The following is a 25,409-nucleotide window of genomic DNA, read 5'->3' as shown; positions in this document are numbered from 1 at the left end:
TCCGAGGTCGGATTCATAGGATAGAAGTAGCCAATTTTCAAGAGATTCTTATCAGGATACTTTTTTTATCAGGATGCTTTTAAGATTCCCATAGATTGATTTCAGAGAGATTTTGGAGGGGTGGACGTGAATGAACGAGGAACCGGCGTTTTAGAACAGTACGGGCTGGATGTGCAAAGGACCTGCCGCACAAGAGGAGCGGTGCTGTGTGAGACCAGCCAGGGCCTTAAGCTCCTGAAGGAGTGGACGGGGTCGGACAAACGGATTCAGCTGGAATATGAAGTGCTGTCGGCGCTGGGGGAGGAGACCGGCCTCCAGGTGGACTGTTGTATGAAAAACCTGGAAGGAAATCTGGTTTCCGTGGATGAGGACCAGTCCAGATACGTACTTCGAAACTGGTATGAGGGACGGGAATGCAACACCAGAGAAGTGGGTGAGATCCTGACCGCGGCGGAACTTCTGGCAAGGCTGCACAGGGGCTTAAGAAAGCTGGAGCTGGAGCATGTCCTGGACAGGAAAAGAGAAGAGTCACTTCTGGAGGAGAGGGAAAAAAGGAAAAGGCTGGCCAACAGGATGCGGGAAGAGGCCGAAGCAGCGGAGGCTGAAGCAGGCATTGAAGCGGGAGCTGAAGCGAAGGCCGCCAGTCTTTATGAATTTTCTGGGGAGCCAGAGGAGGCTGAACTGCCGTCTGATACACCGTGTCAGTCGCCTGAGTGTCTGTCGGAGCTGTTGGGAAGACATAATCGGGAGCTGCGCCGGACCAGAGCGTATGTGAAGGGCAGAAAAAGAAAAACAGATTTTGAACTGGTCGTCATAGGCGGGTTCGAAAAGTTTTACCGCCAGGCAGAAGAAGCGGCGGCGCTTTCCGATAAGCTGGAGGCCATGCCGGATTTTTGGTGGTGTCATGGGGAATACAGCCATCACCACGTGCTTCTGGGAGGAAGGACCCGGGCGGTCACGGATTTTTCCAGGATGCGCAGGGATATTCAGGTTTCAGACCTTTACTATTTTACCAGGAAGATATTAGAGAAGCACAGGTGGAATCTGAATCTGGGGCGTCAGATACTTGACGTTTATGCCGCCAGCCTGCCTTTGAGCCATGAGGAATGGCAGTATCTCTACATCTTGTTCCTGTATCCGGAAAAATATTGGAAGCAGATCAACTATTATGTGAACTCCAATAAAGCATGGATACCGGCCAGAAACGTCGATAAACTGAAGGTTTTGGAGAATCAGTTTGAACCGAGGGAACAGTTTCTGGAGGAACTTAAAGAACGGCTTTGAATCAGGCAGGAAGCGCGGAGTTTTCTTGTATTTTACGGGGGGATATATTATAATAAATACAGACATGGCGGAATTTGGAAATCCGGCTCTTTATGAGCCGGGAAATATCCGTCCCAGGGAGGAAAATGCATGGACTACCGCAAAACGTACGAGGAATGGCTGAACAACCCTTACATTGACGACAAGACGAAAGCAGAATTACAGACGATAAAAGACGACGAGAACGAAATCAGGGAACGCTTTTATACGGAGCTTTCTTTTGGAACTGCTGGGCTTCGGGGTATTATCGGCGCCGGTATCAACCGTATGAATATCTATACGGTGAGAAAAGCTACGCAGGGGCTGGCGAATTATATCAAAAAAGCCGGCGGAGAAAAAAGAGGCGTGGCTATTGCTTATGATTCCAGGAGGATGTCCCCGGAGTTTGCGGATGAGGCTGCGCTCTGCCTGGCAGCCAATGGTATTAAAGCATACGTATTTGAGTCTCTCCGGCCCACTCCTGAACTGTCCTATGCGGTACGGACGCTTGGCTGCATTGCCGGGATCAATATTACGGCGAGCCACAATCCGCCGGAGTACAATGGATATAAGGTATACTGGGAGGACGGCGCGCAGATCACGCCTCCGCATGATACCGGTATTATGACGGAAGTAAAAGCGGTGACGGATTTTGCCGCGATGAAGACCATGGAAAAGGACAAGGCAGCAGAAGCCGGCCTTTATGAGACGATCGGACAAGCGATTGACGACGCCTATATAGCAGAACTTAAAAAGCAGGTCAAGCATTGGGACAGCATAGCCGCGGAAGGGAAGAATCTGAAGATAGTCTACACTCCTCTCCACGGCACCGGAAATATTCCGGCCCGCCGTGTGCTCAAAGAGCTGGGGTTTGAAAATGTTTTTGTGGTGCCGGAGCAGGAGCTTCCCGACGGGGAATTCCCCACTGTGAGCTATCCGAACCCGGAGGCCGCGGAAGCGTTTGAGCTGGCTCTCAAGCTTGCAAAGGAAAAGGATGCGGATCTTGTCCTGGCTACTGATCCGGATGCGGACAGGCTTGGAGTGTATGTGAAGGACAGCAAGTCCGGCGAATATATTACTTTGACAGGAAATATGTCCGGCTGCCTTTTGGCAGATTATGAGATCGGCCAGATGAAGGAGCTGGAAGGGCTTCCGGAGGACGGAACTCTGATCAAGACGATCGTCACTTCCAATCTTGCGGATGCCATTGCGAAGTATTACGGTGTGAGACTGATCGAGGTGCTCACCGGATTCAAATATATCGGACAGCAGATTTTGGGATTTGAGAAGTCCGGCAAGGGAACGTATCTGTTCGGCTTCGAGGAGAGCTATGGATGTCTGATCGGAACCCACGCAAGGGACAAGGATGCAATCGTAGCCACGATGGCGCTCTGCGAGGCGGCGGCTTATTATAAGACGAAGGGAAAGACGCTGTGGGATGCCATGATCGATATGTATGAGCGGTACGGCTATTACAGAGACGACGTTCAGTCGATTACTCTGGCCGGCATGGAAGGGCTGGCGAAGATCAAGGAGATCCTGGAAACGCTTCGGAACAACACGCCGGAGGAAGTGGCCGGACACAGAGTACTTTCTGCCAGAGACTACCAGAAGGACACGGTGGTGGATCTGGCTACCGGAACGGTGGGGTCCACTGGGCTGCCGTCTTCCAATGTGCTTTATTATGATCTGAGCGATGACGCCTGGCTGTGTGTGAGGCCTTCTGGTACAGAGCCGAAGGTAAAGTTCTATTATGGCGTGAAAGGGAGCTCATTTGACGAAGCAAAAGAGGAATCGGAAAAGTTTGGCAAGGAAGTGCTGGAGATGATTCACAGGATGCTTTAAAGAAATCAGACAAAAATTCCACAGCCCCGGAAGCTGGACCGCGAGGTCCCGGCTTCCGGGGCTGTTTAGTTTGTTGCTCTTCTAAAAGAGGTTTTTTCCGCATACATTAGAAAGAGAATTGCCAAGGAGGACAACGTGCGATGAAGAAATATCCAATGAAGCGGAAGGGGACGCGATGGCCGGAGGTGCTGCTTTTCTGCCTTCTTTTTGTTTTTCTTCTGGCTGGCTGCGGGAAGGGAAACGGAAGTGCCGATAAGGAAAAGCTGGATTTTACAGTGGTAGAAGAAGCGGAGATACCGGAGGAACTGAAATCCATCATTGAAGAAAAAAAAGAAGCGGAATTCAAACTGACCTATACTTGTGACGGCGCTCTGTACCTGGTGGTCGGTATTGGTAAGCAGGCGACGGGAGGATACAGCATATCCGTGAAGGACCTGTATCTGCAGGATGGATCAGTCTGCCTGGAGACAGAATCCATGGGACCGTCTCAGGGTGAGGATGTCTCAAAAACGCCGTCTTTTCCGTACATCGTTCTGAAACTTCAGTACCGGGAAGAACCGGTGGTATTTTTGTAGGAGGAAATCATGGAACTGAAAAAGAAAAGCATTCGTATGTGCAGACTGAAGAAAAAGACAGTGTCCCAGATTACCATGGATGATGACTTTATTGTACCGGATGTGAAACCGGATATTGAAAAGATCATTCTGGATGATGGGGACGTGGAGATTGAAGAGATAAAACGGCTTACGGAGAAGGTAGAGCTTCGGGGAAAGCTGTCTTACCGGCTTCTGTACCATCCGGGAGAGGGTGGGCAGATCCAGGCGATGAAAGGGACCATACCTTTTGACGAATACGTGAACATACCAGAACTGGAGGACAAAGACTATCTTCAGGCAGACGCGGAAATAGAAGATCTGACCATAGAGCTCATTCATTCCCGGAAAATCAATGTGAAGGCCATTGTCACCTTCCGGTTGACCGTAGAAGGCCTAGACGAACAGATGGCCGTAACGGAGGTAGAGGATGAGGAGCCTGTAGAGATGCTGATGCGGGCCATCAGAGCCGCTCAGGCCGCTGTCTGCCAGAAGGATACATATCGGGTAAAGGAAGAGCTGGAGATCGGAAGCAGTCAGCCGGATATTGAAGAGCTGCTGTGGAGCCAGTGCCGGATTCGGAACGTACAGACGAAGCCGCTGGACGGCAAGCTCAGTATTCAAGGCACTTTGGCTGTTTTCTGCGTGTACCGCGGGCCAGAGGCACATATTCCGCCCCAATGGGTGGAACGGGAGCTGCCCTTTGCGGGCACCATGGATATCCCGGATGCCACTGAGGATATGTATCCGGAAATATCAGTGCGGCTGGCCCATTGCCAGCTGGAGGAGCAGCCGGATTTTGACGGGGAAAACCGGAGCATTGCCCTGGACGCAGTTTTGGAACTGGATATCAAGCTCTACGAGGAGGAAAGCATCCAGATAGTCACGGATGTATATTCACCGGCGAAGGAGCTTGAACCGGAGTACCTGCCCGCGGAGGTAGAGGAAATTCTGGTGAAGAACAGCTCTAAGACTCGTCTGTCGGATAAGGTCAAGAGCAGGACCGGCGACAATATCCTCCAGATCTGCCATGTGGACGGCTCCATAAAATTGGATGATATGAGAGTGGTGGAAGGCGGCCTGCAATTGGAAGGCGCACTCTGTCTGAAGATACTCTATATGACTGACAGCGACAGCTATCCTCTTCAGTCTATGAAGGGAGTAGTGCCTTTCCAGTATAAGGTGGAGGCAAAAGGCATAAATGAGCAGTGCATTTATCAGCTGAACACCGGATTGGAACAGCTGAGCGCAGTTATGATGGGCGGCGGAGAAATCGAAGTAAAGGCTGTGATCTTATTTGACCTGCTGGTCAGAAAGAAAATGAATGAGCAGATGATAACCGGGATTTCGGAACAGCCTGTGGATCTGGAGACTGTGCAGAAGCTGCCGGGGATCGTGGTTTATGTGGTGCAGCCGGAGGACACCTTGTGGAAAATTGCTAAAAGATTCCATGCCACGGTGGATTCCCTCCGCTCTGCCAATAACCTGAATGAGGAACCGCTGGCTCCGGGTAAGCGCCTTATGGTAATCAAACAGGTGGAAGAGATCTTTTAAAAGAAGAAGTGCCTGAAAGCCGGGACACCGTATAGGTGTCCCCTTCTGCTTTCAGAAAAATGGACATCGAAAGAGCAGAAAAAGATATAGACAAAAAAGCAGACAGTGCATATGATAAATTATAGCTGGAAAATGTGAAGAGCTGGAATCCATGTAGAAAATTGGATGTATCAAAGACAGCCATACGGGAAACTATGATGTGTATGAAATACTGGCGTCAGACACAGATTTACCGAGGTACAATGCAACAATGCTGTATGGCTTTTAAGAATACCGGCTGCCGGCATGTCCGGCGGCATTGTCTGATGCTTCATATAAATAGACAGCGTGCGGATTCCGCACGCTTACATAGCAGTACATATGGAGAAGAAAATGAGTGAAAATTATACGTATATCCTGAAATGCGGAGACGGGAGTCTTTACACAGGATGGACAAACCATCTGGAAGAGCGCGTCGCCGCCCATCAGTCCGGCCATGGCGCCAAGTATACCAGAGGCCGCGGGCCTGTGGAGCTGGTATACTATGAGACCTTCGGGACGAAGGAAGAAGCCATGGGCCGTGAATACGCCATCAAGCGGATGAGCCGCAAGGACAAGCTCCGCCTGATAGCGTCAGGTAAGGGGCTGTCTTAAGGAAGCAGCGGCATGGAAGCTACAAACTGATACATGAGGATAAAATGGCAGAGACTGCCGCCCATAACGAACAAGTGAAAGATTTCATGAGAGCCGAAGCTTTTATGCCTGGAGTTGAAAATAGGAAGCTTCAGGGCATAAATGATGCCTCCTATGGTGTAGATGATGCCGCCGGCCAGAAGCCATCCAAACGCGGCGTGAGGCAGATTGTTTAAAATCTGGGTAAAAGCCAGAACACATACCCAGCCCATGCCGATATAAAGGACGGAAGAGAACCATTTGGGGCAGGTGATCCAAAATGCTTTGATCAGGATGCCGGCCAGGGCAATGGACCAGATGAGAGCCAGAAGGAACATGCCGAGACTCCCGCCTACGACGATGACGCAGATCGGCGTATAAGTTCCGGCTATCAGGATAAAAATCATCATGTGGTCAAACTTCCGAAGCACCTTATTTACTTTCGGAGATATATCCAAAGTGTGGTATATGGTACTGGCTCCATAGAGCAGTATCATGCTGACGACATAGACGGACAGGCATAAAATATGGACTCTGTCAGGGGCCTGGGCGGCCCGGATCAAAAGGGGCAGAGCGGCAAATACAGCCATAAGCCAGCCGATAAAATGGGTTATGGCGCTTCCCGGGTCTTTTGGTCTTAAATTCTTCATGAAAAACACCTCCTGATGCAACAAGTAGTTTTCGATACTACATAAAGTATATGTCGATAATACAACATATATGCAAAGGAGTCAATAGGTTTTAAAAAATTCAATGGATGATCGGAAAGATTTTTTTCAGACTGTGATAAATTCCGTCGTGGTCATTGTCCAGAGTGACGCGGTCAGCTGCTGATTTGATCAGCTCTGAGGCATTGCCCATGGCAATACTGAGTCCCACGGTCCGGAACATTTCCATATCCCGGGAATTATAGCCGAAGGCTATGGTTTCCGACGGGTCAATGCCATATAGGCCGCATACCAGACGGATAGCGTTGGAGGCGCTGGCTTCCGGGGACATGATCTCCAGATAGTGTTTTTTCGTTTTAAAGATCAGAAGTTCCGGAAAACAGACGCGCAGGTCGTCCTCCAAAACATCAAGAAGAGAAAGCTCTCCCATACAGAGGAGCTTGTGAACATGCTGTCCCTTCTGAAGATAGTAGGACAGAGGCTTTATAATAGGAGGTACCTGAATGATGTCGGCTTCCTGGCGGATCCATTCGTCATTCGGGTCGTCTGTGATCCATGCGTCGTAGCTGCATGCGAAGCAGCTGATATCGGGAAAACAGCGTTTGATATAATTTTTAATGGAAATGGCTCTTTTCGGCAGAAATCCAAAGCTTTTGAGGACACGCTTATTCTGGTCCAGGATAAGCGCGCCATTATAGCAGATATATGGCGCAGTAAGACCGATGGAGGCATCCACGCTTTCCAGTGTCCGGGGAGAACGTCCGGATACAAAAATAAAAGGGACGCCATGCAGCTGAAGCTGGATAATGGCCTCCCTTGTCAAGGAGCCTACCTTATGAGAGGAGGACAGAAGAGCGCCGTCCACCTCGCTGAATATTGCCTTATAGATGGGAGCTGTTAAAGCCGCCATATAAATCACTTCCTTCTTATCCTGTTCCCGATTATACAACAAGAAGAAAAAAACCGCAAGGCAGATTACAGGAGAGGGGACGGTACAAATGAAAGGTCAGAGCGCATCAGACTGTTTGGATGCTTCCCTTACCGGCAGCCGCAGCACGGTCTTCATTCGTTCCGGCGCCGCCCTCCGAGGATCAGAAAGATAAAGCTCGTGATGTCTCCGCTTGCTGCTTATGTCAGACAGCAGGCCGCTGCTGTTTAAGAAATCGTAGATTTTCTGCAGCGTAGCAGGTTCGTCGTCATACGGGCCGAGGTGCATACACTGTACGCAGAGTCCTTCTTCCCAGGTACAGAGCCGGGCTTTTGAAGTATCCAGCCCTTTTTTGGACTGGACGGCACTGCAGGCCTGGGAGAATACAGATGGGGTGACAAAATCCGGCTGGCGCATCATGGAAGTCCACATGAATTCCGACTTGTCCCCGGAGAAGGCTTCTTTTGTGCCGCGAAAACTCCATAAGCCTTCCAGCGGAGGAATGACATATTCGAAGTAGCCTTCTGGAACATGGTCCCCTGTTTTGTTCATCTTGATGGCGTAGGACAAGGCATACAGGAGAGACACTGCCTGGGCATACTCCCCATCTGCGTCGTTGGGATTTCCCTGACCGTCTATCATAATAAAGGGGATGGGCGGTACATTCACCAGGACTGGAGAACGTCCCGGCAAATACAGTTCCATGTAAATTTTTTTGTAATCAGTTTTATCCATATTGAATCCTTTCCGGCAGAAGCATATCTGCCAGTGCAGAGTGGTGGTGGCGCCTGTAAGCTAATGATACATAATACTTTTGGAATCATCTGGCTCATATTGTGTTTCAGTTTAACACCGGCAGAAGTTCTGGACCGCCTCGATTTCGGTTCGCTGGCGATGCAGGGGCCGCTTTATCCCCGCTCCGGGAGTACCGCTCACATGTCGACGGGAAATCTTTATGATTTCCTGTCTCCGGTTCGCTCAGAAACGGAATCGGTATCTCCGTTTCTGCCTCCCTCCGCCTGGGGAACACCGGCCGCTGCCCTGCGGCGCTCACCTTTAGGCCGGTTCAGAATCTTTCTGCCGGTGCCCTGCCTGCCGCACTATACTGGACACATTTTATTTCTTAGATTCCAGAAAAGGATCGGATATCCACACGGCCCGCGCGCCTTATGGCAGCGGGCCGCGGTGGCCGCCCCAATAGCTTTCGGGACAAACGGAAGATACTTTGCTGCGGGAGAAGGAGCAGGAGGAACGATCCAATTCCATCGTAAGGCGAGCGCCGCAAAGCCGTTAGCAGAATCTTCCCGGCCGCAGGGAGGTAAAAACCGAATCTCATGCAGGTTTTTATTGGAATCTGACATGGAAAAATATCGATTTATCCATGTCAGTTGGAAAGGACCGACCGGAGGCCGCAAAGATCCTGGTTATGGTTGCCAGCGAGCCGCCTGGATGGAATCGGATTTCCTCCTGCCTTTAAATCATACAAAGAATATTATTTAAAAGGTATTCAAAGGTATACCCAGGGGTATCCTTTAATACACGTCCTGATCAGTATATTTAGCACAGATATTCTCGAAAAGTGTCTTGATTTTTCTCCGGATGCCGGCCGGCTTTACCAGCTCCGCTTTATCGCTGAAAGAGAGTATCCAGCTGACCGCCGCTTCCTCGCCGGGAAAATCAAACTGGAACAAAAGCTTTCCATCGGGACGGAGGGTAAAGCTCTCTGCACCGAAATCTTCCATCAGGCGCCATTTCATCTCAGGCTCGATTATGGCTGATACGGGAATCTCCCCATGCGGGACAGGCGTGGACAAGGAATGGACAGGAGGAGTCTTTCTCGGAACAAAAGGTTCGTTCAGCATGTGAAGGCCGGAGAGGCGGTTTAGCTTGAACATACGGAAATCCTTTTTATCCCTGCAGTATCCCCAAACGTACCAGGAGGCCCACTGAAACATCAGAAGATAGGGTTCGATCCGGCGGGAGCTGTCACCGGCAGGCGCGAAGTATTCAAATGCTATGGGGCAGTGTCTGTCAATGGCATCCTGAATCAATTGAATCTTAGAACCCAGAGCGGAGCTGCCGGAGGAGGATAGGTCGATCAAAATGTGATTGGTATCTGCCAGTAAAGAACTGTCTTTAAGGGACAGCTTCTCAATCAGCTGCCGGTACTGGTCCGTACCCGCGGCATTATCCAGGCCGCGAAGCCCTGCAAAGATGGCCTGCAGTTCTCTGGAGGTGAGATAAGTCCTGTCTATGGAGTAGCCATCCATAATGAAGATGCCCCCGGCCCGTCCTTGGGCCGTGGAGAGAGGGATGCCCGCTTGGCAAAGGGTTTCGATATCCCGGCTGATGGTCCTTCGGGAAACCTCGAATCGTTCCGCCAGTTCCGGGGCGGTCATCTGGCCTTTTTGCAGGAGCAGAGTGATGATGCCGATCAGTCGGTCTATTTTCATGGGAATCCTCCGTTTATTGACACTATTATGATAAAACACAAACCATGACAACTCTATGTCTGGTTTAAAATAAAAATATATTTGTCACAATTTCCACCAGATTGTTTCTCCTCGTTTTACTTCCTTAAAACCACATCTTTGCAGAATCCGCTGTGAAGCAAAACCGTCCAGGTCTGTTTCGGCGGTCACATGTGATACTCCCTTCTGCTTCAGCGCCCAGTCACACATTGCCTGTACGGCTTCTGTCATATATCCGTAATGTTCAAATGCCTTTCCCAGGCCGTAGCCGATTTCCACTTCTTTATTTTCATTGGGAATATCCTTGAAATCAGCGGCCCCGACAACGGTTCTGCTGGTCTTTCGGATCAGAAGCCAGAAGCTGTGCCATAAATAATTGTCCGGATCATTTTGTGTGATTTCTAACTGTACCTTTACGATATCCAGGAAGAATCCCTCCATCGGCTCCGCTTCATAGGAACAATTAAGTTCAGCTTCAAGCCCAGAAAGATCTTCCACCCACAGTTTTAACAGAGGCGCCGTTAAAGGGATGAGCTCCAAACGTTCTGTTTCAATATAAGTATCCATCATAAAATACCAGGACATAAATATACCTCTTTCTTTTAACAAAAAAATAAATCCGGCCCGGGGAACAATAATACAGCGCTGAACATCAGATGACGGTTCAGCGCTGTATGAAAGCTTGCCGGCGGAGCCGGCCTCCATTAATAGTTTTCTACTTTTCGTTCAAAATAAGCCTTGGGATGCGCGCAGGCAGGGCATACGTCGGGAGCTTCCTCACCGTAATGGATATACCCGCAGTTGCGGCACTTCCAGCCCTTAGGAGCATCACCCTTAAAGGTCTTGTCAGCTTTCAGGCTTTCCAAAAGCTTGTTATAGCGCGCTTCATGGGCAGCTTCAACGCTGGCGATCTTGTCAAACTTGAAAGCCAGTTCTTCAAAGCCTTCTTCTCTTGCTTCCTTTGCCATGCGTTTATACATGTCGGTCCACTCGTCATGCTCACCGGCGGCGGCGTCTGCCAGGTTTTCTTCGGGATTTCCGATTCCGTGGAATTCCTTAAACCAGATTTTAGCGTGTTCTTTTTCCTGGTCTGCGGTTTCCTGGAACAGAGCGGCCATCTGCTCATAACCGGCTTTTTTAGCAGCGGATGCGTAAAATGTATATTTATTTCTGGCCTGAGATTCTCCTGCAAAAGCTTCTATCAAGTTTTTCTCTGTTTTTGTTCCTGCGTACTTGGACATGTAACTACCTCCTCTAAAGTTTGAATTTACAATAATAGTAATTATTACTGGATTTAATATACCATACCGTATTGTGGTTGTCAACTAAATATTGGAAAAAAACGGCATACTTTTTGCCGGTTGACAGAAAAGTATGCCGAATGAATAAAATAGCAGATCAAGCGCAGCCGATGGTCAGCAGGATGTTGGCAAATACCCTTTTTTCTCCTGTGGAGATTGCCAATACCACATCAGGCTCGCAGCAGACATCATAGAATTCAAAACGCCCTACGCCGCTCAGCTCGAGGCCCAGCTCCTGTTTGAATTCGTCAAAGATTTCGGGGACAGTGCCGTCTCCGGGAACCATCACCTCTGCTTTTTCAATTTCTACGACGGAGTGGACAGCCTTCAGTACATCGGTCACAGTAGGGAGCCCAGGGGTCAGGCCCAGATAAATCTTTTCCGCGTTCCCGCTTTTTTCAGCCAGGGGATAATTGCCGTCGGCGATGAGCACCTTGCTTCCATGGCCGCACAGCGACAGCGCCTTCATGATGCCGGGGTGAATACATTTTGTTGTAAGCATAAAAACCCTCCTCTTTTTATAAATTAAACTTATTTTTCATCGTCCCGAAGCTTGCCCAGCGCGCCGCCGGGATGCCACTTCACGTACTGTTGGGGAGCCACGTCCTTTTGAGCCTGGAGCACTACACTCAGCGCCTGGAGCACGAGAGTTTCCGCCAGGATGGACATACGGGGAGCGCGTCCCATCGGACCGCCTTCTTTTTTGACGCCGGCAAACAGATGGACGGCGCTTTCTCTGGCGAGCCAGGATTCAGAATTGCCGCTGACGCCTATGACCTTGCAGCCATTATTTTTAACTGCCAGGACAGTGGAGCGCATTTCTGCGGTCTCGCCGCTGTTGGAAATAAAGATCACCACATCGCCGGGCACCAGCTGACCGCAGGAGCCATGGACGGCCTCGGTGCCGTGCAGAAAGTAGGTGGGGTTTCCGGTAGAGGACATCAGGGATGCGATATATCCGGAAATATGCCCGGGCTTGCCGATACCGGAGACATGGACCCTGTTGCCGTTTTTCTGAGCTTCAACGATCAGTTCAGCGGCGGATTCGATCTCTGAGTAATCCATATGGTCAATAAAGTCGCTCAGATCCGTTTTTACAGTATCCAGGAAAAAGTCATAAGATTCTTTGCATTTTGCTTCCATATATAATTCCTCCTGTCATATGGGATGATCTATTTCAATACGGATGTATCCGGGGCAGAACCGGCTTTTTCACGCATGAAGTTTTCTACCTTGTCCAGTGTGGGCAGAGAAGGCATCGCGCCCATGCCCGATACGGTGAGAGCCGCCGTGTGGTTGGCAAATTTAAGTGTCTCTTCATAGCCCCAGCCGCAGCAGAGCCCAACGGACAGCGCGCCTACAAAGGAATCGCCGGCAGCGGTGGGATCCACTGCCATAATGCCGGATACACAGGGGCTGTAGAAGAACCCGTCTTTTTCAGTGTCAAGCACGGCTCCCGATTCTCCGAGGGTGATCAGCACATTTTTCACACCCTTGGCTTTCAGAGCGGCAGTAGCAGCTTTGGCTTCTTCCATGTTTACGTCTTTGCCGGAGTGGCTGATCTGAATGCCGACCATATCGCAGGCCTCATGCTCATTGGGTGAGATATAGGTCAAATGAGAAAATAGCTCATCGGATAAAGGCGCGCTGGGAGCGGAATTCAGCATGACAGGCACTCCCTTTGCGTAGGCATAAGAGGCTACCAGCTCATTGATCTCCATGGGAATCTCCAGCTGAAGGACCACCAGGTCATATTCTGCGATCTGTTCCTTTAAGAACGCGATGTCATCGGGAGTGATGCTCATGTTGGAGCCCGACAGAACGATGATTCGGTTCACGGTCTGCTTTCCAGGGGCCTCCTCCAGGATGATGACACTGCAGCCAGAGGGCAGCTTGTCATCATACAGGATATATTCCGTATGAATGCCGGCCTCTTTACAGGTTTTTACCATGTCCTCGCCGTTGCTGTCACGGCCCAGCTTTCCGACCATTGTGACGTCGGCGCCCAGGCGGGCCATCTGGACGGCCTGATTTGCACCCTTGCCGCCGGGGGCTTTGGAAAAGGTACCGCCTAAAACGGTCTGTCCTTCTCTGGGGAACACTTCGGTTGTGGCGATCTGATCCATGACGAAACTGCCTACCACAAGAATTTTAGGTTTTGCCATTGTAAAATACTCCTTCCCATATTATAATAAATTAAAAATAAAAACGTTTTTATTTTTCTGCATTAATTTTATCACAGATTGAAAAAATGGTCAATCGTTATGAGAGATGAGGTATAAAATGGACAGGGACAGAGGCAGCAAAGATGTGACGATCAAGGATGTGGCGAAGCGGGCCGGAGTCGCGATCTCGACGGTGTCCAGGGTGTTGAATGGTCTGGACAAGGTCAGCCCCAAGACAGAAAAGAAAGTAAAGGAAGCAGTGGAAGAGCTGGGATATGTCCAGAACGGCCTGGCAGTTTCCATGGTCACCGGACAGACCAGGACCATCATGATGGTAGTTCCGGATTTCACCAATGATTTTAATGGGGCGGTCATCCAGGGGGCGGAAGAATATCTGAAGGAACAGGGGTATACGATGCTGATATTTTCCACAAAGGACTTCAAAGAGGAAGACTTTGAGAATCTGTACCGCCGTTTCTCCAAGCTGGTAGACGGCGTCCTGGTGGTACCGGCAAATCCCGATGATATGGATTACGGACGGTGGGAAAAACCGCTGGTCCTGATAGACTGCTATCGTCCGGGGCAGGATTATTATACCGTTGAGATCGATAATGCGAAGGGAGGATATCTTCTGGCCAGAGAGCTTCTTTTAAATGGACATACGCGCATCGGCCTGGTCGGGGGGATTCCTGGAGCGTCCCTTGGAGGCCAGCGCATTGCAGGCTTTGAGAGAGCTATGAAGGAGTATGGCGTCCCGGTCGATAAACGTCTCATGATGAGAGGGCAGCATTTTGAGGATACAGGCTACAGAGGGATGAAAAAGCTTTGGGATCTGCCGGACAGACTGCGGCCTACCGGGGTCGTTGCGGTCAATAATCTCACCTGTATTGGCTGTATGGAAGCGCTGTCGGAGCAGGGAGCCGTCATTGGGGAGGATATTTCTCTTGTGGGGTTTGACGACCATCTTCTGGCCAGATATTCTGTGCCTGGGATCACGGTCATCGTCAGGCCGACCATTGAAATGGGAAGAGAGGGGGCAAAGCTTTTGGTACGGCAGCTGAGAAAGGAAGAGATCGGGCAGAAACGTGTGGTGATGGAGATCAAACTGAAACGGAGGAATTCTGTAAAAAGGCTTTTGGTCTGAGCCGGCTGTGCTGTCTTTTGCATATTGGCGTAATGGATAATTGAGGAAGCTCTTGACAGGGCTTCTTTTGTTGTGCTATTATGTGCATAGAAAATATGTCGATGGTCGACATGTTGGATAACGACATGTCGAAGCGCGATAGGATACCGAGACTCTGAAAGGAGGAGGAGCATTGGTGACAGAGGCACTATTAAAAAAATACAGGCCGATGACAGAGACTACCTATTACACGCTCCTGGCTGTTACTGAGCCCAGACACGGCTATGCCATCATGCAGTTTGTCAGCCGCCTTACGGAGGGACGGATACGGCTGGGAACGGGGACCCTCTATACGATGACCGGACGTTTGATGGAAGACGGGCTTATCGATATTGTTTCACAGCAGAATGGGAAAAAGACATATCAGATCACCGAGACGGGAAGAGAAGTGCTGAGGCTGGAGACAGAACGTCTGGAATACCAGCTGGGCAATGGCCTGGAGATTCTGGGAAAGGGGGAGCCTAAGGATGGGTCAGGACAAGAATGACACAAAAAAGGTTTTTAAGTGGTATATCAGCCTCATGAAAGAGCGCCTCTGGCTGGAAGAACAGTCCAAAAAAGGATGGCTGCTCAGAGATGTCACGATGGGGGTATTCTATACATTTGATAAAAGCGAGCCTGTCCATATGGTTTATGATGTGGAACGGTTTGACTTATCAAAGAACCCGACGAAGAGAGAAATCGAAGAAAAGACCGATTTGATGGACATGGCCGCAGAGATGGGATGGAAGACCGTATGCCACGACGAGGGACAGAATTACTACCTGGCGAAGCCGTATGCAGAAGGGGAGGTCAATGAGCTCTATGACAGTCCGGACGACAGAGCCAGGAGGGCGGAACGGTACAGAAGCTTTTTCATGATGAAGGTCCAATTGTTCATCTGGATCGATATCTTGATCCTGCTCGTGGGCATTTGTTTTTACTACAGCCCGGGGACAGAGGAGGTTGCCTGGTTTTCGGCATTTTCTATGATATATGTGGCAGTCTGCCTGATACTATGTATTATTTTCCTGAGATGGGGAAATCTGTATGCAAAAGAGCTCCGGCTGTCTCTGGAAGAATGGACCGCATTGTATGGAAGAAACGATATGGTGACAGTCAGAAAAGTGGTTCTGACGATCGGCGGTCTGGAGCGGTTCCTGGAGAAAAAAGCACAGGAAGGATATCATGTCAAGGATATGAGGATATTCCGCTATTTCTTTTCCAAAGGCGAGCCGGGCCGGTATTCTTATATGATGGATACCAGATATCTGACTAATAAACGGAGGAAGAAGGCAGGAGCGGGAGTATTCAAGGATGGAAAGGATTGGGAGGGCTGTAACAATGACTGGCAGGTCCAGAGTCTCCGGGAGGCTGAGGCCGCGGGATGGGAATTTGTCGGCGCTGTGGAAAGCCGGAATATCCTGTATCGCGCGGAAGTTGGATCAGGAGCGGTCCCGCTCAATGATGAACGGTATAAAAAAGGAATCCGCATTACCTCTGCGTTTGGAGGCATGGCGGTGTTCATGGTGGTATGCGGGCTGGTCGGCGCTGTCATTGGAGGCATCGTAGGCGCCCTTATGTAATAGAGCTGAGACAGAAAAATCTGACAAATCAGTAAGAAAGGAATATTGAGATGAAACTGGAAGTGAGAGAGATTAGGAAAAGCTTCGGTGATAAAGAGATTCTCCATGGCATTTCCTTTGAAGTGGAGAATGGAAAAGCGCTGGGGCTTCTCGGAAGGAACGGAGCTGGAAAGACGACGACGATCCGCGTCTTAATGGATGTGTTCCGGGCGAATTCCGGAGAGATTCTTATGGATGGGCGCAAGTTTATCCCAAGAGAGTATAAGATTGGCTATCTTCCTGAGGAGCGCGGCCTGTATCCGAAGAAAAAAGTTTTAGAGCAGATGGTCTATCTTGCCAATCTGAGGGGGATGGGTCAGAGAGAAGCAAAAGAGAGCGGAAAAGCGTGGCTGGAACGTCTGGGCATCGGCGAGTACGCAGACCGGAAGCTGGAGACGCTTTCCAAAGGCAATCAGCAGAAGGTACAGCTGGCGCAGACCTTGATATGTAATCCGGATATCATTATCCTGGATGAACCGTTTTCCGGCCTTGATCCGGTGAACTCACAAATACTTAAGGACGTAGTCAAGGAACAGATCGCACTGGACAGACTGGTGATTTTTTCCAGCCATCAGATGAACTATGTGGAGGAGTTCTGCGAGGAGATCGCCATTATCAATCATGGACAGATTGTTCTGAACGGGAACCTGAGGGAGATCAAGCGGTCCTATGGAGAAAACAGGCTGACGATTTCTGCGTCTAATTATCGGCCGGATGCTCTGGAAGAGAAGCTTGAAAAGGAATTCAGCGATGTGGTGAAGGTGGTAAAGAAGAAAAAGGACTATCTCATATTGGAAGGGGTCTGCAAAGGGGCTAAGAAGAAGCTGCTGGAAATGCTGGCCGCGTCCGATATTGATCTGGAACAGACGGGAAATTATGAGCCGTCCCTTAATGATATTTTTGTAATGAAAGCAGGTGACGAGGCATGAAACAGTTTGGGATTGTATGGAGACATGAGCTTCAGGGATATGTGAAGAGTAAATCTTATATCGGGATAACGGTCGGCTTCGCGCTGCTGTTTGCGATTCTGCTGAGCCTTCCTTCGTTTATGGACTTATCGGGAATCATCCCGGGTCTTAAAGGAAATGAGGGGAGCAGCGCCAAGACAGAATCAGAGACGGCCCTCAGCGAATATGGCGGTACCATATATCTGTACGACAAGGGCGGACAGATGGAGGAGCTGCTAGCACAGCTGTTCCCTTCTGCCAGGGTCGAAAAAGCCGATTCGGAAGAGGCGGTCAAGGGGCTCGTGGAAAATGGTGAGCAGTCAGAAGATTCCGAGAACGCGGACGGAAAACGGTGCGGATTCGTGGTGGAGTCTTCGACGGATTACCGTTATTATGTAAAAAACAGGAGCTTCAGCGATTCCGTGAGTGAGGTATTTGATTACGCCATGGGCGTGATGTACCGTCAGGGCCGGCTGCAGGAGATCGGAGCCGATACGGCTGAGATTGAGGAAATCTACAATACTCCCATGACTTCAGAGACCATTGTACTGGGAAAAGACAGCGTAAGAAATTATTTATATACCTATTTGCTGATTTTTGTGGTATATTTTATGGTGTTGATATATGGAAATTCCGTAGCTACGTCAGTTGCCCAGGAAAAGAGCAACCGGGCCATGGAGGTATTGGTGACCAGTACCAGCAGCAACAGCCTGATCTTTGGCAAGGTGCTGGCAGGTACGGTGGCCAGCTTCCTGCAGGTGGGCGTGATCATCGGCGCGGCGCTGGCATCCTATGGAGCCAGCAGAGAAGCCTGGAACGGCATGCTGGATTTTGTGTTCCAGATTCCGGCTCAGGTGCTCCTGGCCTTTGCGGTATTCGGCATCCTGGGGTATGTGCTTTATGCGTTCTGTTATGGGGTGCTGGGAGCTCTGGTGTCCAAGACCGAGGATGTGAGCCGGACGGCCGGACCGCTGATGTTTGTGTTTATCATGAGCTTTTTGCTGACAATCTTTAACCTCCCGAACAGTGACGGCACTTTGATGAAGATTCTTTCCTTCATTCCGTTCACTTCGCCGAACGCCATGTTCGCGAGGGTAGCCATGGGCAATGTCGCCGTGTGGGAGATAGCCGTTTCACTGGTCCTTCTGCTGGGCGCGATCGCTGTGGCCGCCATTGGAGGCGCGAAGATATACCGCATGGGTACACTGATGTACGGAAATCCCATTAAATTAAGCCGCGCTCTGAAAATGAGCCGGGAAAAAGACCAGTGATCTGGAGTGGATGGGAATGCGCAGAATGATACATGATATGAGGGGGATGCTCCGGACAAACCGGGGCAGTATCCTCATATTTGAAATTTTATACCGGATCTTCACGGCGTTTGTCCTCATTGAGGCGGCCAGCCGCGGAATTTCCTTTGCTCTTAAAAAAGCAGGGTTCAGTTATCTGACAGCCAGAAACGCCCTGAAATTTTTCTGTTCGCCGGTAACCCTTTTGGTACTGGCGGGCTTTTTGCTGCTCTGCCTGTTTTTTGTGTGCCTGGAAATGTGCGTCCTGTATACGGCGTTTCAGGCGGGAGTAGTAAAAGAAGAAATGAGCCCCATAAAGATGCTGATTTTTGGCATGAAGAATGTGGTAGAACTGTTCCAGACGAAAAATGCCAGAATCCTGCTCGTCAACGCAAATTTCTATCTGCTGACCGGCAGCTGGATCCTGCTGCGCCTTGTAAAGCATATAAGGCCGCTCAGCTATATTGTCACGGAGCTGGCCGGCTTCCGGCTGGTGAAGATATTGGCGTGGATCTTGCTGGCAGTCATGGCCTGTATCAGTCTGATGTATGTGTATGTGCCGGCCATTTCCATTCTGCGTGACGTGCGGTTTCGGGAATCATCAGAAAAGAGCAGAAAGATATTCCGGAGGCATTGGCTGCCTACGATCGGGCTGCTGGCCGGCTCTAATCTTTTTGCTTATCTCCTCTATTACTTGGGGCAGTTTATCCTGAAGGTTCTGGCGGCCCTGGCAGTGGTCCTCTTTGCGGACAGGTCCACAGAGCTGGCGCTGATCCTGACCATCAGCAATGACATAGACATCGCAGCTCTGATTCTGGCATCTATTGCAGGCCTGTACCTGAACCTTGGCAGCCTGACTTTTTTGCTGTACCGTTATCAGAATAAAAAATACGAATGGGAGATTCCTCCCTATCATTATCATCTGTCTTCGGGGATACGCCGGGTATTCACCGTGATCGTGATCTCCTGCCTGGCTGCGGCCGGAGCCCTGTATGCGTATGACAGTGTATATACGGGTACCGTAAAAGCCAGCGCGATCATTTCTGAGGCGAAGATCACTTCCCACAGGGGGAATTCTTTCGAAGCTCCTGAAAATACCCTTCCAGCCATTGAAGGGGCCATTGACACCATGTCGGACTATGTGGAGATTGACGTACAGGAGACAAAGGATGGGATTATCGTGGTCCATCACGATGCCAGCCTGAAGCGGACGACGGGGACAGAAGGGAGGCTTTGGGATTATACGTATGGAGATCTGCTGCTTTTGGATTTTGGATCGTGGTTTTCCGACGAGTTTACAGGGACTCAGATTCCGACTCTGGAGCAGGCCCTGGAGGCGTGTAAAGGGCGTATCAATATGAATATCGAGCTGAAGGCCAACCGGCTGAGCGACACGCTTGCGGAAAAAACCCTGCAGCTTATTGAAGACCATGGTATGGAAGCGCAGGTGGTGCTCAGTTCTACGAGCTATCGGTATCTCAAGGAGGTAAAGGAACAGAATCCGGATATCCGCACAGGGTACATTCTGACGGCGGCATATGGAAATTACTTTGAGGACGAGAATATAGACTTTTTCAGCATCCGTTCCAGCTTTGTGACTTCCAGCCTGGTAAAGAGCGCCCACGACTTTGGTAAAGAGGTCCACGCCTGGACGGTCAATACGAAATCGGAGCTCAGCCGAATGAAGCGCCTCCAGGTGGATAACATCATTACAGACAGGCCAGTGCTGGCCAGAGAGATCCTGTACCGGGAATCGGATACAGAGAGCATATTTGAGTTTTTGAAGCTGGCTCTAAAAGTGGGCAGATAGGCGGCGTTTGACATTCGGACCAAAACAAAAAAAGAGAGCGTATCACGCTCTCTTTTCTGATTGGTTTAATTACATCTTAGCTACGTTGGCAGCCTGTTTGCCGCGGGGGCCTTCAACAATGTCAAAAGTCACAGACTGACCTTCGTCCAGAGTTTTGAAACCGTCGCCTGTGATGGCAGAGAAATGTACGAATACATCTTCGCCGCTCTCAGCAGTGATGAAGCCATAGCCTTTTTCAGAGTTAAACCACTTTACTGTACCGTTATTCATTTAAGGTACCTCCATTATATTATATAGATTTCTAGAGCTACAACGTTTCCACAAAAAAAATTCACATATTATTACAGATCACCTAGTAAACATAATCTCTAATAATATGTGAATACTTTAAATCTGTGAATACAATTACATTATAGCAGGCTTTCCAGGAATTTCAAGTATTTTTTTATAAACATTCAGATATTTTTTACCGCATTTTTATATGAAAAAAGTATGAACTGGTACAAAGTTCTTTATTTTTACAGTCGGTTATGGTATAACGGGAGAGTGGATGTAAAATGGACAACAAGGAAAAGGAGAAAGGAATCAAACATGAAAAAAGGTATTGCAGTGCTGCTTTGCGCAGCCATGGTTTTATCAGTGGCCGCCTGCGGCAATAAAAAGTCGGAAGAAAAAACGACTGCGGCAGGTGAAGAGACCACTGCGGGTGAAAATTCCGGAGGTTCCGAGGAAACTACGGCTGCTACGGCAGAAATGCCGGAATATGTCAGCGCTTTTGATCTCGGGGATATTTCTGAATACGTGGAACTTGGCGAATACAAAGGAATCGAAGTGGCGGCTCAGAACACAGAGGTGACGGATGAAGAGGTAGAAGCGGAGCTTCAGTCTCAGGTGGAGAACGCAACGCCGCTCTATGAAGAAATCAAAGAAGGTACCGTGAAGGACGGCGATGTGGTGAACATTGACTTCGTAGGAAAGATTGACGGTGTGGCTTTCGACGGCGGCAGCGGTACGGGAACTAACCTTACCATCGGATCTGGCCAGTTCATCGAAGGTTTTGAGTCCGGCCTGGTGGGAAAGAATATTGGAGAGACCGTCGATTTGAATCTGACTTTTCCTGAGGATTACAAGCAGAACACGGACCTGAGCGGTAAAGCTGTCGTTTTCACTGTAACGATCAATTATGTTCAGGGAGAGGAAATCCCTCAGGAACTGAATGATGAATTTGTTCAGAGAATTTCTGACGAATATAAAACAGTCGATGAATACCGGGCCTATGTGAGATCTGATCTGGAAAGCAACAGAAAAACAGAAGCGAGAAACAATAAGATCAATGAGGCTTGGGAAAAGGTCATGAACAATGCCACGTTCAAAAAGGACGCGGAAGAACTCATTACTTACATCCACGACAGTCAGCTGGCCCAGTTTAAGAACAGCCTGGCCATGTACGGAATGGAACTGGAAACATATCTGAGCAGCATGGAAAAGACGGAAGAAGAGTTTATGACCGAACTTCAGGAAGCTGCCAAGAGCAGCGCGAAATCACAGATTTTGGTCCGCGCGGTAGTGGAAAAGGAGAATATGGAGCTCACCGATGAGGAATATCAGGAAGGCTGTAAGAAGCTTGCAGAAGAGAATGGGTATACTCTTGAAACCCTCCAGTCCAGCTATTCGGAAAAGCTTTTGATGGATATCCTTCTGGAGAGCAGGATCCAGGATTTCCTGGAGCAGAATGTGGTAGAGGTTGAAAATACCGGTTCCACTGAAGAAACGACTTCCACGGCCGCAGAATGACCCGTTATTGGCTGTCAATAGGTTAATGGTTTATATTTGAAACATAAGAGCCTGTGTATCCTATTATAAGATGCACAGGCTCTTTTCTTAATCGGGCAGGTAGCTGCTGTTATTTCGGTTCTTGCTGTCAAACAGATGGTTGTACTGGATGATCTCATACCCATTCAGCAATTCATCCAGCCGGTCGAATTCACCGGCGCTGTAGAAATTTCCGTCTTTATCGATACAAAAGTTAGCTGTGATCACGGGAAGCTCTTTTTGAAGAACGCTCAGATACTTTTGATAAGCGGTCTTTTCCAGGCCCGCCGCGTCCATGAGCAGGCTGCTCAGGTAATTGACGCTGATTTCCAACCCCTCTTCTTCTTCAATATCGTAGTTGGCCCAAAGTATGAAAGGAGTTTGATAGCGGAGGGCAAGCTCTTCCTCTGTCATTTCCTCATAGCTTTTTCCATACAGGTTTTCCAGAAAGCTGGTCTCAACATTGGGCTGGTGGTCCCCGAACATGAGAATGATGGTTTCTTCGCTGCAGTTTTCAAAATAGGAAATGAGATCCTTAAAAGCATCATCCGTTTTTTTGATCAGAGACAAGTAGGCATTTATTCGGGATAAATCTGAGTCCTCTGTTCCTTCTGCTGTGATATTCCGTTCGAAGTCCTCCCAATCCTGGGCATAGCCTCCATGATTCTGCATTGTCACAGTAAAAGAAAAAAACGGAGAGTCCTTTTCTTTAGTTTCGTACTCCTGGATAATCTGTTTAAAAGCGGAGTCGTCTGTTACATAATCCCGGAGCCGTTCTTTATATAGAAAGTCCGAGGAGAAAAGACTGCTTTCAAAACCAAGTAAGGGATAGACCTGATTCCTGCGCCATCCGCTGGAAAGGTAAGGGTGGAGAGCAATCGTCTGGTATCCATAGCTTTGCAGGATCGAGGGCAGAGCCGGCAGCTCACCGGAAATGAACTGCTGATAGGGGATGCTCCCTGTGGGCAGAAACGCCATGGTATCGCCGGTGAGGAATTCAAATTCCGTATTAGCGGTATTTCCGCCCAGGACCGAGACATACACGCTGCCGGAAATCGTATTTTCAGTCCCATAAAGGGAACGGAAAAAGGGCATATAGTCCTCTGACACTTGAAAATCTTCGATTACGGACAAGTCTGAAAATGCTTCGTTCATGATGACAATGATATTGGGATGCCCCTGGTTCTCATCGACGGATTTTTCATCAGAGGAAACGGGATCTTCAGGGAAATAAATACCCCCCCCCGTATATCCGGATGGGGAGGACTGGTTTAAGCTCCCGGAAAAGTTCTGCGCGGACCGGCTGGCTGTGTGCTCAGAGGAAGCCTGTTCCAGCAGCTCGTCTGCCGTCTCTGGAGAGTAACCGCTTGGTTCATGGACCTTAAGGTATTTTGTGTTTACCAGAAAGCTCACGAAAAATCCATTCTGTTCATACGCATAGTCCTGGGTGAAAGGCATTTCATAGATGTTCAGGGCGTTCATCAGAGCATCGTTTTGAAGGCAGAGAACATAGAGGGCCGACATGGCCGCGGCAGCTCCGGTTCCGATCAATCGCTTCCTCCATCCGCCGGCCAGACGGATACGTATTTTAAGGCAGAACAGGATAAGCAGGATGTAGGCCAGAAGGATTGCAGTCAGGCGGGGAGTAAAGGAAAAAGAAAAATGGTCCGCCACGGACAAGGCAGTTCCGGCAGAGGCAATATCCCAGGGGAGAATAGGTGATTCACGAAAAGAAAGCACGAAATAGTTCGCAGTCCCCAATATAGCCATAAATATTTGAGGCAGTACGAGAGCGACGTTCATCCTGCCGGAAAGAAAGAACAGCAGGCCGCTCAATAAATAGGAAAAAATCCATCCGAGCAGCTGAAACTGAATCGGTATTTCAAGTGGATTGTGAGTGATCAGTTCCATCAGATAATAGGACAGAACAGGCGCAAGGGCTGCGGTCAGCCATCTTGGGTAAGAAAAGTGCCGAACTCTCTGTACCAGAGTTTTCTTATGTATATGATCAAATGATAAGGGGTGTTTCAAATTTTTTACCTCACTTATGGATAAAATTCAATAGATCTTTAGATACAGCTCTATTTTAAGACAAATATCCAAAATTTCAATAGGATAAATCATGAAATATATGTGAAGCGAAGACAGAATGTGATGTGAGATATAAAAAGGTAACAGTTGGGGACTATTTGGTTTGTTTTTATAATTGGTTATATTCTGGTAATTGCAGTATTTATATATTGGTATATTTAATAGTCTGATAGATGTGCTAGAAGAGGGGGATTATGAGATTTACATAATTTGTTCATATAATATAGAGAGCTTCAAGAAAATAATTACAATTTTTATCTAACTAGTGCCTGGCATGTTTTTTACTCTTTTCCTATCTCCTCTGCCATCTTCTCCAATCTTTTAGCCTCTTCTCTTATGTCGACTACTCTTATAAGCTTTCTTTTCCGGCAGCTGTCTAAAATGCCATAGATTAATCTGCCGAGCAGTTGGTTGTTGCTGAAATAAATTGCATAACATTCGGCCAAGGATTCTTTAGTAGGAGGAGGGTCCATCAAATCCATCTCCAAGAACCAGCGATAGGCTACGTTGACCTCTAATTCCTGGAGCAGATGCCGAATATGTCTTATTTTCTGATAAGAGCACAATAAAAGCAGACGGAGAAAATGAATCGGTGAAAAGTAATCGGAATCTGATTTTGGAGCGACAGAACATGATTCCGAAAATACTGCGTTGACCCTGCTCCAGATGGCCATCCCGTCCATAAGCCTTACCGGATGATTTTCCGGCACAAGCTGTTCAATACAGACCGTATAGGTCTGACGCCGTTTGTTCGGGGCGTTGGCCATTACTTCTTCGATATCGGTGAGTGCGGCTTCTTGCCATGAGGAATTTAATAAATGATGGTAGCGAAAGATATGTTTAGGCTCCTGCTTTACCAGGTAATCTGCCATAAAAGAAATCATTTCCGCAGGAGAGGGCTTTTCCAGGACACGACAGCCAGCCACCTGGTTTAGAAACCGGTGGTTGCCATAATCCCAGCATTCACAGACGGCCCGGGAGATTCCGCGGGAAACACTGAGTGGAGTTTTGCCGAGAAGTGCTGCGATATCCGTATAAAGGCGCTTGCTCATATGGCGCATGTATGAGGGATCCTGAATGACAAGGCAAGTAGCGAGTGCAAGATATGTCGCGCGTTCATTCGTTATTTTGACACCTAATTGTTTGGTGAGTTCGTAGACTTTTTGCATAAGTAACACTCCCGAATCAGATTGCT

25 protein-coding genes are annotated in these 25,409 nt (G+C 48.9%); 12 read left to right on the top strand and 13 right to left on the bottom strand.

Annotation, left to right across the window (positions count from 1 at the left end):
• Positions 1-126 precede the first annotated feature (126 nt).
• From H9Q78_RS07750 to H9Q78_RS07730, 5 genes are all read left to right on the top strand, one after another.
• Positions 127-1,284 (top strand): protein kinase family protein, encoded by a 1,158-nt coding sequence (locus tag H9Q78_RS07750; protein ID WP_249300715.1) that lies wholly within the window; start codon positions 127-129, stop codon positions 1,282-1,284.
• Positions 1,285-1,413: 129 nt separating this feature from the next.
• Positions 1,414-3,147, top strand: a complete 1,734-nt coding sequence (locus tag H9Q78_RS07745; protein WP_249300713.1) for a phospho-sugar mutase — start codon at positions 1,414-1,416, stop codon at positions 3,145-3,147.
• A gap of 140 nt (positions 3,148-3,287) precedes the next feature.
• The gene (locus H9Q78_RS07740) at positions 3,288-3,722 is read left to right on the top strand and encodes a protease complex subunit PrcB family protein (protein WP_249300711.1); all 435 of its coding nucleotides are present in this window, start codon (positions 3,288-3,290) and stop codon (positions 3,720-3,722) included.
• A 9-nt stretch (positions 3,723-3,731) separates the two neighbouring features.
• Entirely contained in the window at positions 3,732-5,294 is a 1,563-nt protein-coding gene (locus tag H9Q78_RS07735; protein ID WP_249300710.1) for a DUF3794 and LysM peptidoglycan-binding domain-containing protein, read from the top strand.
• 372 nt (positions 5,295-5,666) lie between these two features.
• Positions 5,667-5,927 carry a GIY-YIG nuclease family protein gene (locus H9Q78_RS07730; protein ID WP_147596338.1) on the top strand — a complete coding sequence of 87 codons (261 nt, stop codon included), beginning with the start codon at positions 5,667-5,669 and terminating at the stop codon, positions 5,925-5,927.
• Here the strand turns inward: H9Q78_RS07730 and trhA are convergent.
• From trhA to H9Q78_RS07680, 10 genes are all read right to left on the bottom strand, one after another.
• Positions 5,924-6,595: a PAQR family membrane homeostasis protein TrhA gene (trhA, locus tag H9Q78_RS07725; RefSeq protein WP_249300708.1), complete on the bottom strand. Its 672-nt coding sequence runs from the start codon at positions 6,593-6,595 to the stop codon at positions 5,924-5,926. The two genes, H9Q78_RS07730 and trhA, sit on opposite strands and share 4 nt — an antisense overlap.
• 100 nt (positions 6,596-6,695) lie before the next feature.
• Positions 6,696-7,523: a Cof-type HAD-IIB family hydrolase gene (locus H9Q78_RS07720; RefSeq protein ID WP_249300706.1), complete on the bottom strand. Its 828-nt coding sequence runs from the start codon at positions 7,521-7,523 to the stop codon at positions 6,696-6,698.
• A gap of 96 nt (positions 7,524-7,619) precedes the next feature.
• Positions 7,620-8,276 carry a GyrI-like domain-containing protein gene (locus H9Q78_RS07715; RefSeq protein ID WP_249300704.1) on the bottom strand — a complete coding sequence of 219 codons (657 nt, stop codon included), beginning with the start codon at positions 8,274-8,276 and terminating at the stop codon, positions 7,620-7,622.
• 106 nt (positions 8,277-8,382) lie between these two features.
• Positions 8,383-8,595, bottom strand: a complete 213-nt coding sequence (locus H9Q78_RS07710; protein ID WP_249300702.1) for a hypothetical protein — start codon at positions 8,593-8,595, stop codon at positions 8,383-8,385.
• Positions 8,596-9,073: 478 nt separating this feature from the next.
• Complete coding sequence (locus H9Q78_RS07705) at positions 9,074-9,994, bottom strand: helix-turn-helix transcriptional regulator (RefSeq protein WP_249300700.1); 921 nt, start codon at positions 9,992-9,994, stop codon at positions 9,074-9,076.
• Positions 9,995-10,078: 84 nt separating this feature from the next.
• A complete protein-coding gene (locus tag H9Q78_RS07700; protein ID WP_249300698.1) occupies positions 10,079-10,597 on the bottom strand; it encodes a GNAT family N-acetyltransferase in 519 nt (172 codons plus the stop codon).
• A 119-nt stretch (positions 10,598-10,716) separates the two neighbouring features.
• A complete protein-coding gene (gene rbr, locus H9Q78_RS07695) occupies positions 10,717-11,253 on the bottom strand; it encodes a rubrerythrin (protein WP_249300696.1) in 537 nt (178 codons plus the stop codon).
• A 157-nt stretch (positions 11,254-11,410) separates the two neighbouring features.
• Positions 11,411-11,815, bottom strand: a complete 405-nt coding sequence (locus tag H9Q78_RS07690) for an RbsD/FucU domain-containing protein (protein WP_231062205.1) — start codon at positions 11,813-11,815, stop codon at positions 11,411-11,413.
• Positions 11,816-11,844: 29 nt separating this feature from the next.
• Positions 11,845-12,456, bottom strand: coding sequence for an SIS domain-containing protein (locus H9Q78_RS07685; RefSeq protein ID WP_249300694.1), 612 nt, complete (start codon positions 12,454-12,456; stop codon positions 11,845-11,847).
• Between the two features lie 29 nt (positions 12,457-12,485).
• Positions 12,486-13,478 (bottom strand): ribokinase, encoded by a 993-nt coding sequence (locus H9Q78_RS07680; RefSeq protein ID WP_249300692.1) that lies wholly within the window; start codon positions 13,476-13,478, stop codon positions 12,486-12,488.
• Between the two features lie 118 nt (positions 13,479-13,596).
• Between H9Q78_RS07680 and H9Q78_RS07675 the strand changes: the two genes are divergently transcribed.
• The 6 genes from H9Q78_RS07675 (at position 13,597) to H9Q78_RS07650 (ending at position 20,311) form a co-directional block, all read left to right on the top strand.
• Entirely contained in the window at positions 13,597-14,622 is a 1,026-nt protein-coding gene (locus H9Q78_RS07675; RefSeq protein WP_249300690.1) for a LacI family DNA-binding transcriptional regulator, read from the top strand.
• A 175-nt stretch (positions 14,623-14,797) separates the two neighbouring features.
• Positions 14,798-15,148 (top strand): PadR family transcriptional regulator, encoded by a 351-nt coding sequence (locus H9Q78_RS07670; protein WP_249300688.1) that lies wholly within the window; start codon positions 14,798-14,800, stop codon positions 15,146-15,148.
• Complete coding sequence (locus H9Q78_RS07665; RefSeq protein ID WP_249300686.1) at positions 15,129-16,226, top strand: DUF2812 domain-containing protein; 1,098 nt, start codon at positions 15,129-15,131, stop codon at positions 16,224-16,226. The genes H9Q78_RS07670 and H9Q78_RS07665 overlap by 20 nt, the downstream gene beginning before the upstream one ends.
• A 50-nt stretch (positions 16,227-16,276) precedes the next feature.
• Entirely contained in the window at positions 16,277-17,194 is a 918-nt protein-coding gene (locus tag H9Q78_RS07660; protein WP_249300684.1) for an ABC transporter ATP-binding protein, read from the top strand.
• A complete protein-coding gene (locus H9Q78_RS07655) occupies positions 17,191-18,483 on the top strand; it encodes an ABC transporter permease (RefSeq protein WP_249300681.1) in 1,293 nt (430 codons plus the stop codon). The genes H9Q78_RS07660 and H9Q78_RS07655 overlap by 4 nt, the downstream gene beginning before the upstream one ends.
• A gap of 16 nt (positions 18,484-18,499) precedes the next feature.
• The gene (locus H9Q78_RS07650; protein WP_249300679.1) at positions 18,500-20,311 is read left to right on the top strand and encodes a glycerophosphodiester phosphodiesterase; all 1,812 of its coding nucleotides are present in this window, start codon (positions 18,500-18,502) and stop codon (positions 20,309-20,311) included.
• A 69-nt stretch (positions 20,312-20,380) separates the two neighbouring features.
• Here H9Q78_RS07650 and H9Q78_RS07645 read toward each other — a convergent pair whose 3' ends face one another.
• A complete protein-coding gene (locus H9Q78_RS07645; RefSeq protein WP_147596323.1) occupies positions 20,381-20,581 on the bottom strand; it encodes a cold-shock protein in 201 nt (66 codons plus the stop codon).
• Between the two features lie 321 nt (positions 20,582-20,902).
• On the opposite strand from H9Q78_RS07645, the gene tig reads away from it, so the two are divergent.
• A complete protein-coding gene (tig, locus tag H9Q78_RS07640; RefSeq protein ID WP_249300677.1) occupies positions 20,903-22,105 on the top strand; it encodes a trigger factor in 1,203 nt (400 codons plus the stop codon).
• Positions 22,106-22,192: 87 nt separating this feature from the next.
• Here the strand turns inward: tig and H9Q78_RS07635 are convergent, their stop codons facing one another.
• Both H9Q78_RS07635 and H9Q78_RS14655 read right to left on the bottom strand, forming a co-directional pair.
• Positions 22,193-24,154: an LTA synthase family protein gene (locus H9Q78_RS07635; RefSeq protein ID WP_249300675.1), complete on the bottom strand. Its 1,962-nt coding sequence runs from the start codon at positions 24,152-24,154 to the stop codon at positions 22,193-22,195.
• Between the two features lie 341 nt (positions 24,155-24,495).
• On the bottom strand, positions 24,496-25,383 hold the full coding sequence (locus tag H9Q78_RS14655; protein ID WP_249300673.1) for a sporulation initiation factor Spo0A C-terminal domain-containing protein: 888 nt from the start codon (positions 25,381-25,383) through the stop codon (positions 24,496-24,498).
• Between the last annotated feature and the right edge of the window lie 26 nt (positions 25,384-25,409).

This window comes from Qiania dongpingensis (assembly GCF_014337195.1).
Classification (GTDB): Bacteria; Bacillota; Clostridia; order Lachnospirales; family Lachnospiraceae; genus Lientehia; species Lientehia dongpingensis.
The sequence above is the reverse complement of the archived record's forward strand: the minus strand, read 5'-3'. Positions and strand labels throughout refer to the sequence as shown.

What these genes read in the sequence shown, in the direction of transcription:
- tig (WP_249300677.1), top strand. Translation starts at nt 20,903, where the DNA reads ATGAAAAAAGGTATTGCAGTGCTGCTTTGCGCAGCCATGGTTTTATCA.
- H9Q78_RS07685 (WP_249300694.1), bottom strand. Translation starts at nt 12,456, where the DNA reads ATGGAAGCAAAATGCAAAGAATCTTATGACTTTTTCCTGGATACTGTA.
- rbr (WP_249300696.1), bottom strand. Translation starts at nt 11,253, where the DNA reads ATGTCCAAGTACGCAGGAACAAAAACAGAGAAAAACTTGATAGAAGCT.
- H9Q78_RS07680 (WP_249300692.1), bottom strand. Translation starts at nt 13,478, where the DNA reads ATGGCAAAACCTAAAATTCTTGTGGTAGGCAGTTTCGTCATGGATCAG.
- trhA (WP_249300708.1), bottom strand. Translation starts at nt 6,595, where the DNA reads ATGAAGAATTTAAGACCAAAAGACCCGGGAAGCGCCATAACCCATTTT.
- H9Q78_RS07690 (WP_231062205.1), bottom strand. Translation starts at nt 11,815, where the DNA reads ATGCTTACAACAAAATGTATTCACCCCGGCATCATGAAGGCGCTGTCG.
- H9Q78_RS07645 (WP_147596323.1), bottom strand. Translation starts at nt 20,581, where the DNA reads ATGAATAACGGTACAGTAAAGTGGTTTAACTCTGAAAAAGGCTATGGC.
- H9Q78_RS07720 (WP_249300706.1), bottom strand. Translation starts at nt 7,523, where the DNA reads ATGGCGGCTTTAACAGCTCCCATCTATAAGGCAATATTCAGCGAGGTG.
- H9Q78_RS07665 (WP_249300686.1), top strand. Translation starts at nt 15,129, where the DNA reads ATGGGTCAGGACAAGAATGACACAAAAAAGGTTTTTAAGTGGTATATC.
- H9Q78_RS07660 (WP_249300684.1), top strand. Translation starts at nt 16,277, where the DNA reads ATGAAACTGGAAGTGAGAGAGATTAGGAAAAGCTTCGGTGATAAAGAG.
- H9Q78_RS07705 (WP_249300700.1), bottom strand. Translation starts at nt 9,994, where the DNA reads ATGAAAATAGACCGACTGATCGGCATCATCACTCTGCTCCTGCAAAAA.
- H9Q78_RS14655 (WP_249300673.1), bottom strand. Translation starts at nt 25,383, where the DNA reads ATGCAAAAAGTCTACGAACTCACCAAACAATTAGGTGTCAAAATAACG.
- H9Q78_RS07735 (WP_249300710.1), top strand. Translation starts at nt 3,732, where the DNA reads ATGGAACTGAAAAAGAAAAGCATTCGTATGTGCAGACTGAAGAAAAAG.
- H9Q78_RS07745 (WP_249300713.1), top strand. Translation starts at nt 1,414, where the DNA reads ATGGACTACCGCAAAACGTACGAGGAATGGCTGAACAACCCTTACATT.
- H9Q78_RS07730 (WP_147596338.1), top strand. Translation starts at nt 5,667, where the DNA reads ATGAGTGAAAATTATACGTATATCCTGAAATGCGGAGACGGGAGTCTT.
- H9Q78_RS07715 (WP_249300704.1), bottom strand. Translation starts at nt 8,276, where the DNA reads ATGGATAAAACTGATTACAAAAAAATTTACATGGAACTGTATTTGCCG.
- H9Q78_RS07700 (WP_249300698.1), bottom strand. Translation starts at nt 10,597, where the DNA reads ATGTCCTGGTATTTTATGATGGATACTTATATTGAAACAGAACGTTTG.
- H9Q78_RS07675 (WP_249300690.1), top strand. Translation starts at nt 13,597, where the DNA reads ATGGACAGGGACAGAGGCAGCAAAGATGTGACGATCAAGGATGTGGCG.
- H9Q78_RS07740 (WP_249300711.1), top strand. Translation starts at nt 3,288, where the DNA reads ATGAAGAAATATCCAATGAAGCGGAAGGGGACGCGATGGCCGGAGGTG.
- H9Q78_RS07650 (WP_249300679.1), top strand. Translation starts at nt 18,500, where the DNA reads ATGCGCAGAATGATACATGATATGAGGGGGATGCTCCGGACAAACCGG.
- H9Q78_RS07655 (WP_249300681.1), top strand. Translation starts at nt 17,191, where the DNA reads ATGAAACAGTTTGGGATTGTATGGAGACATGAGCTTCAGGGATATGTG.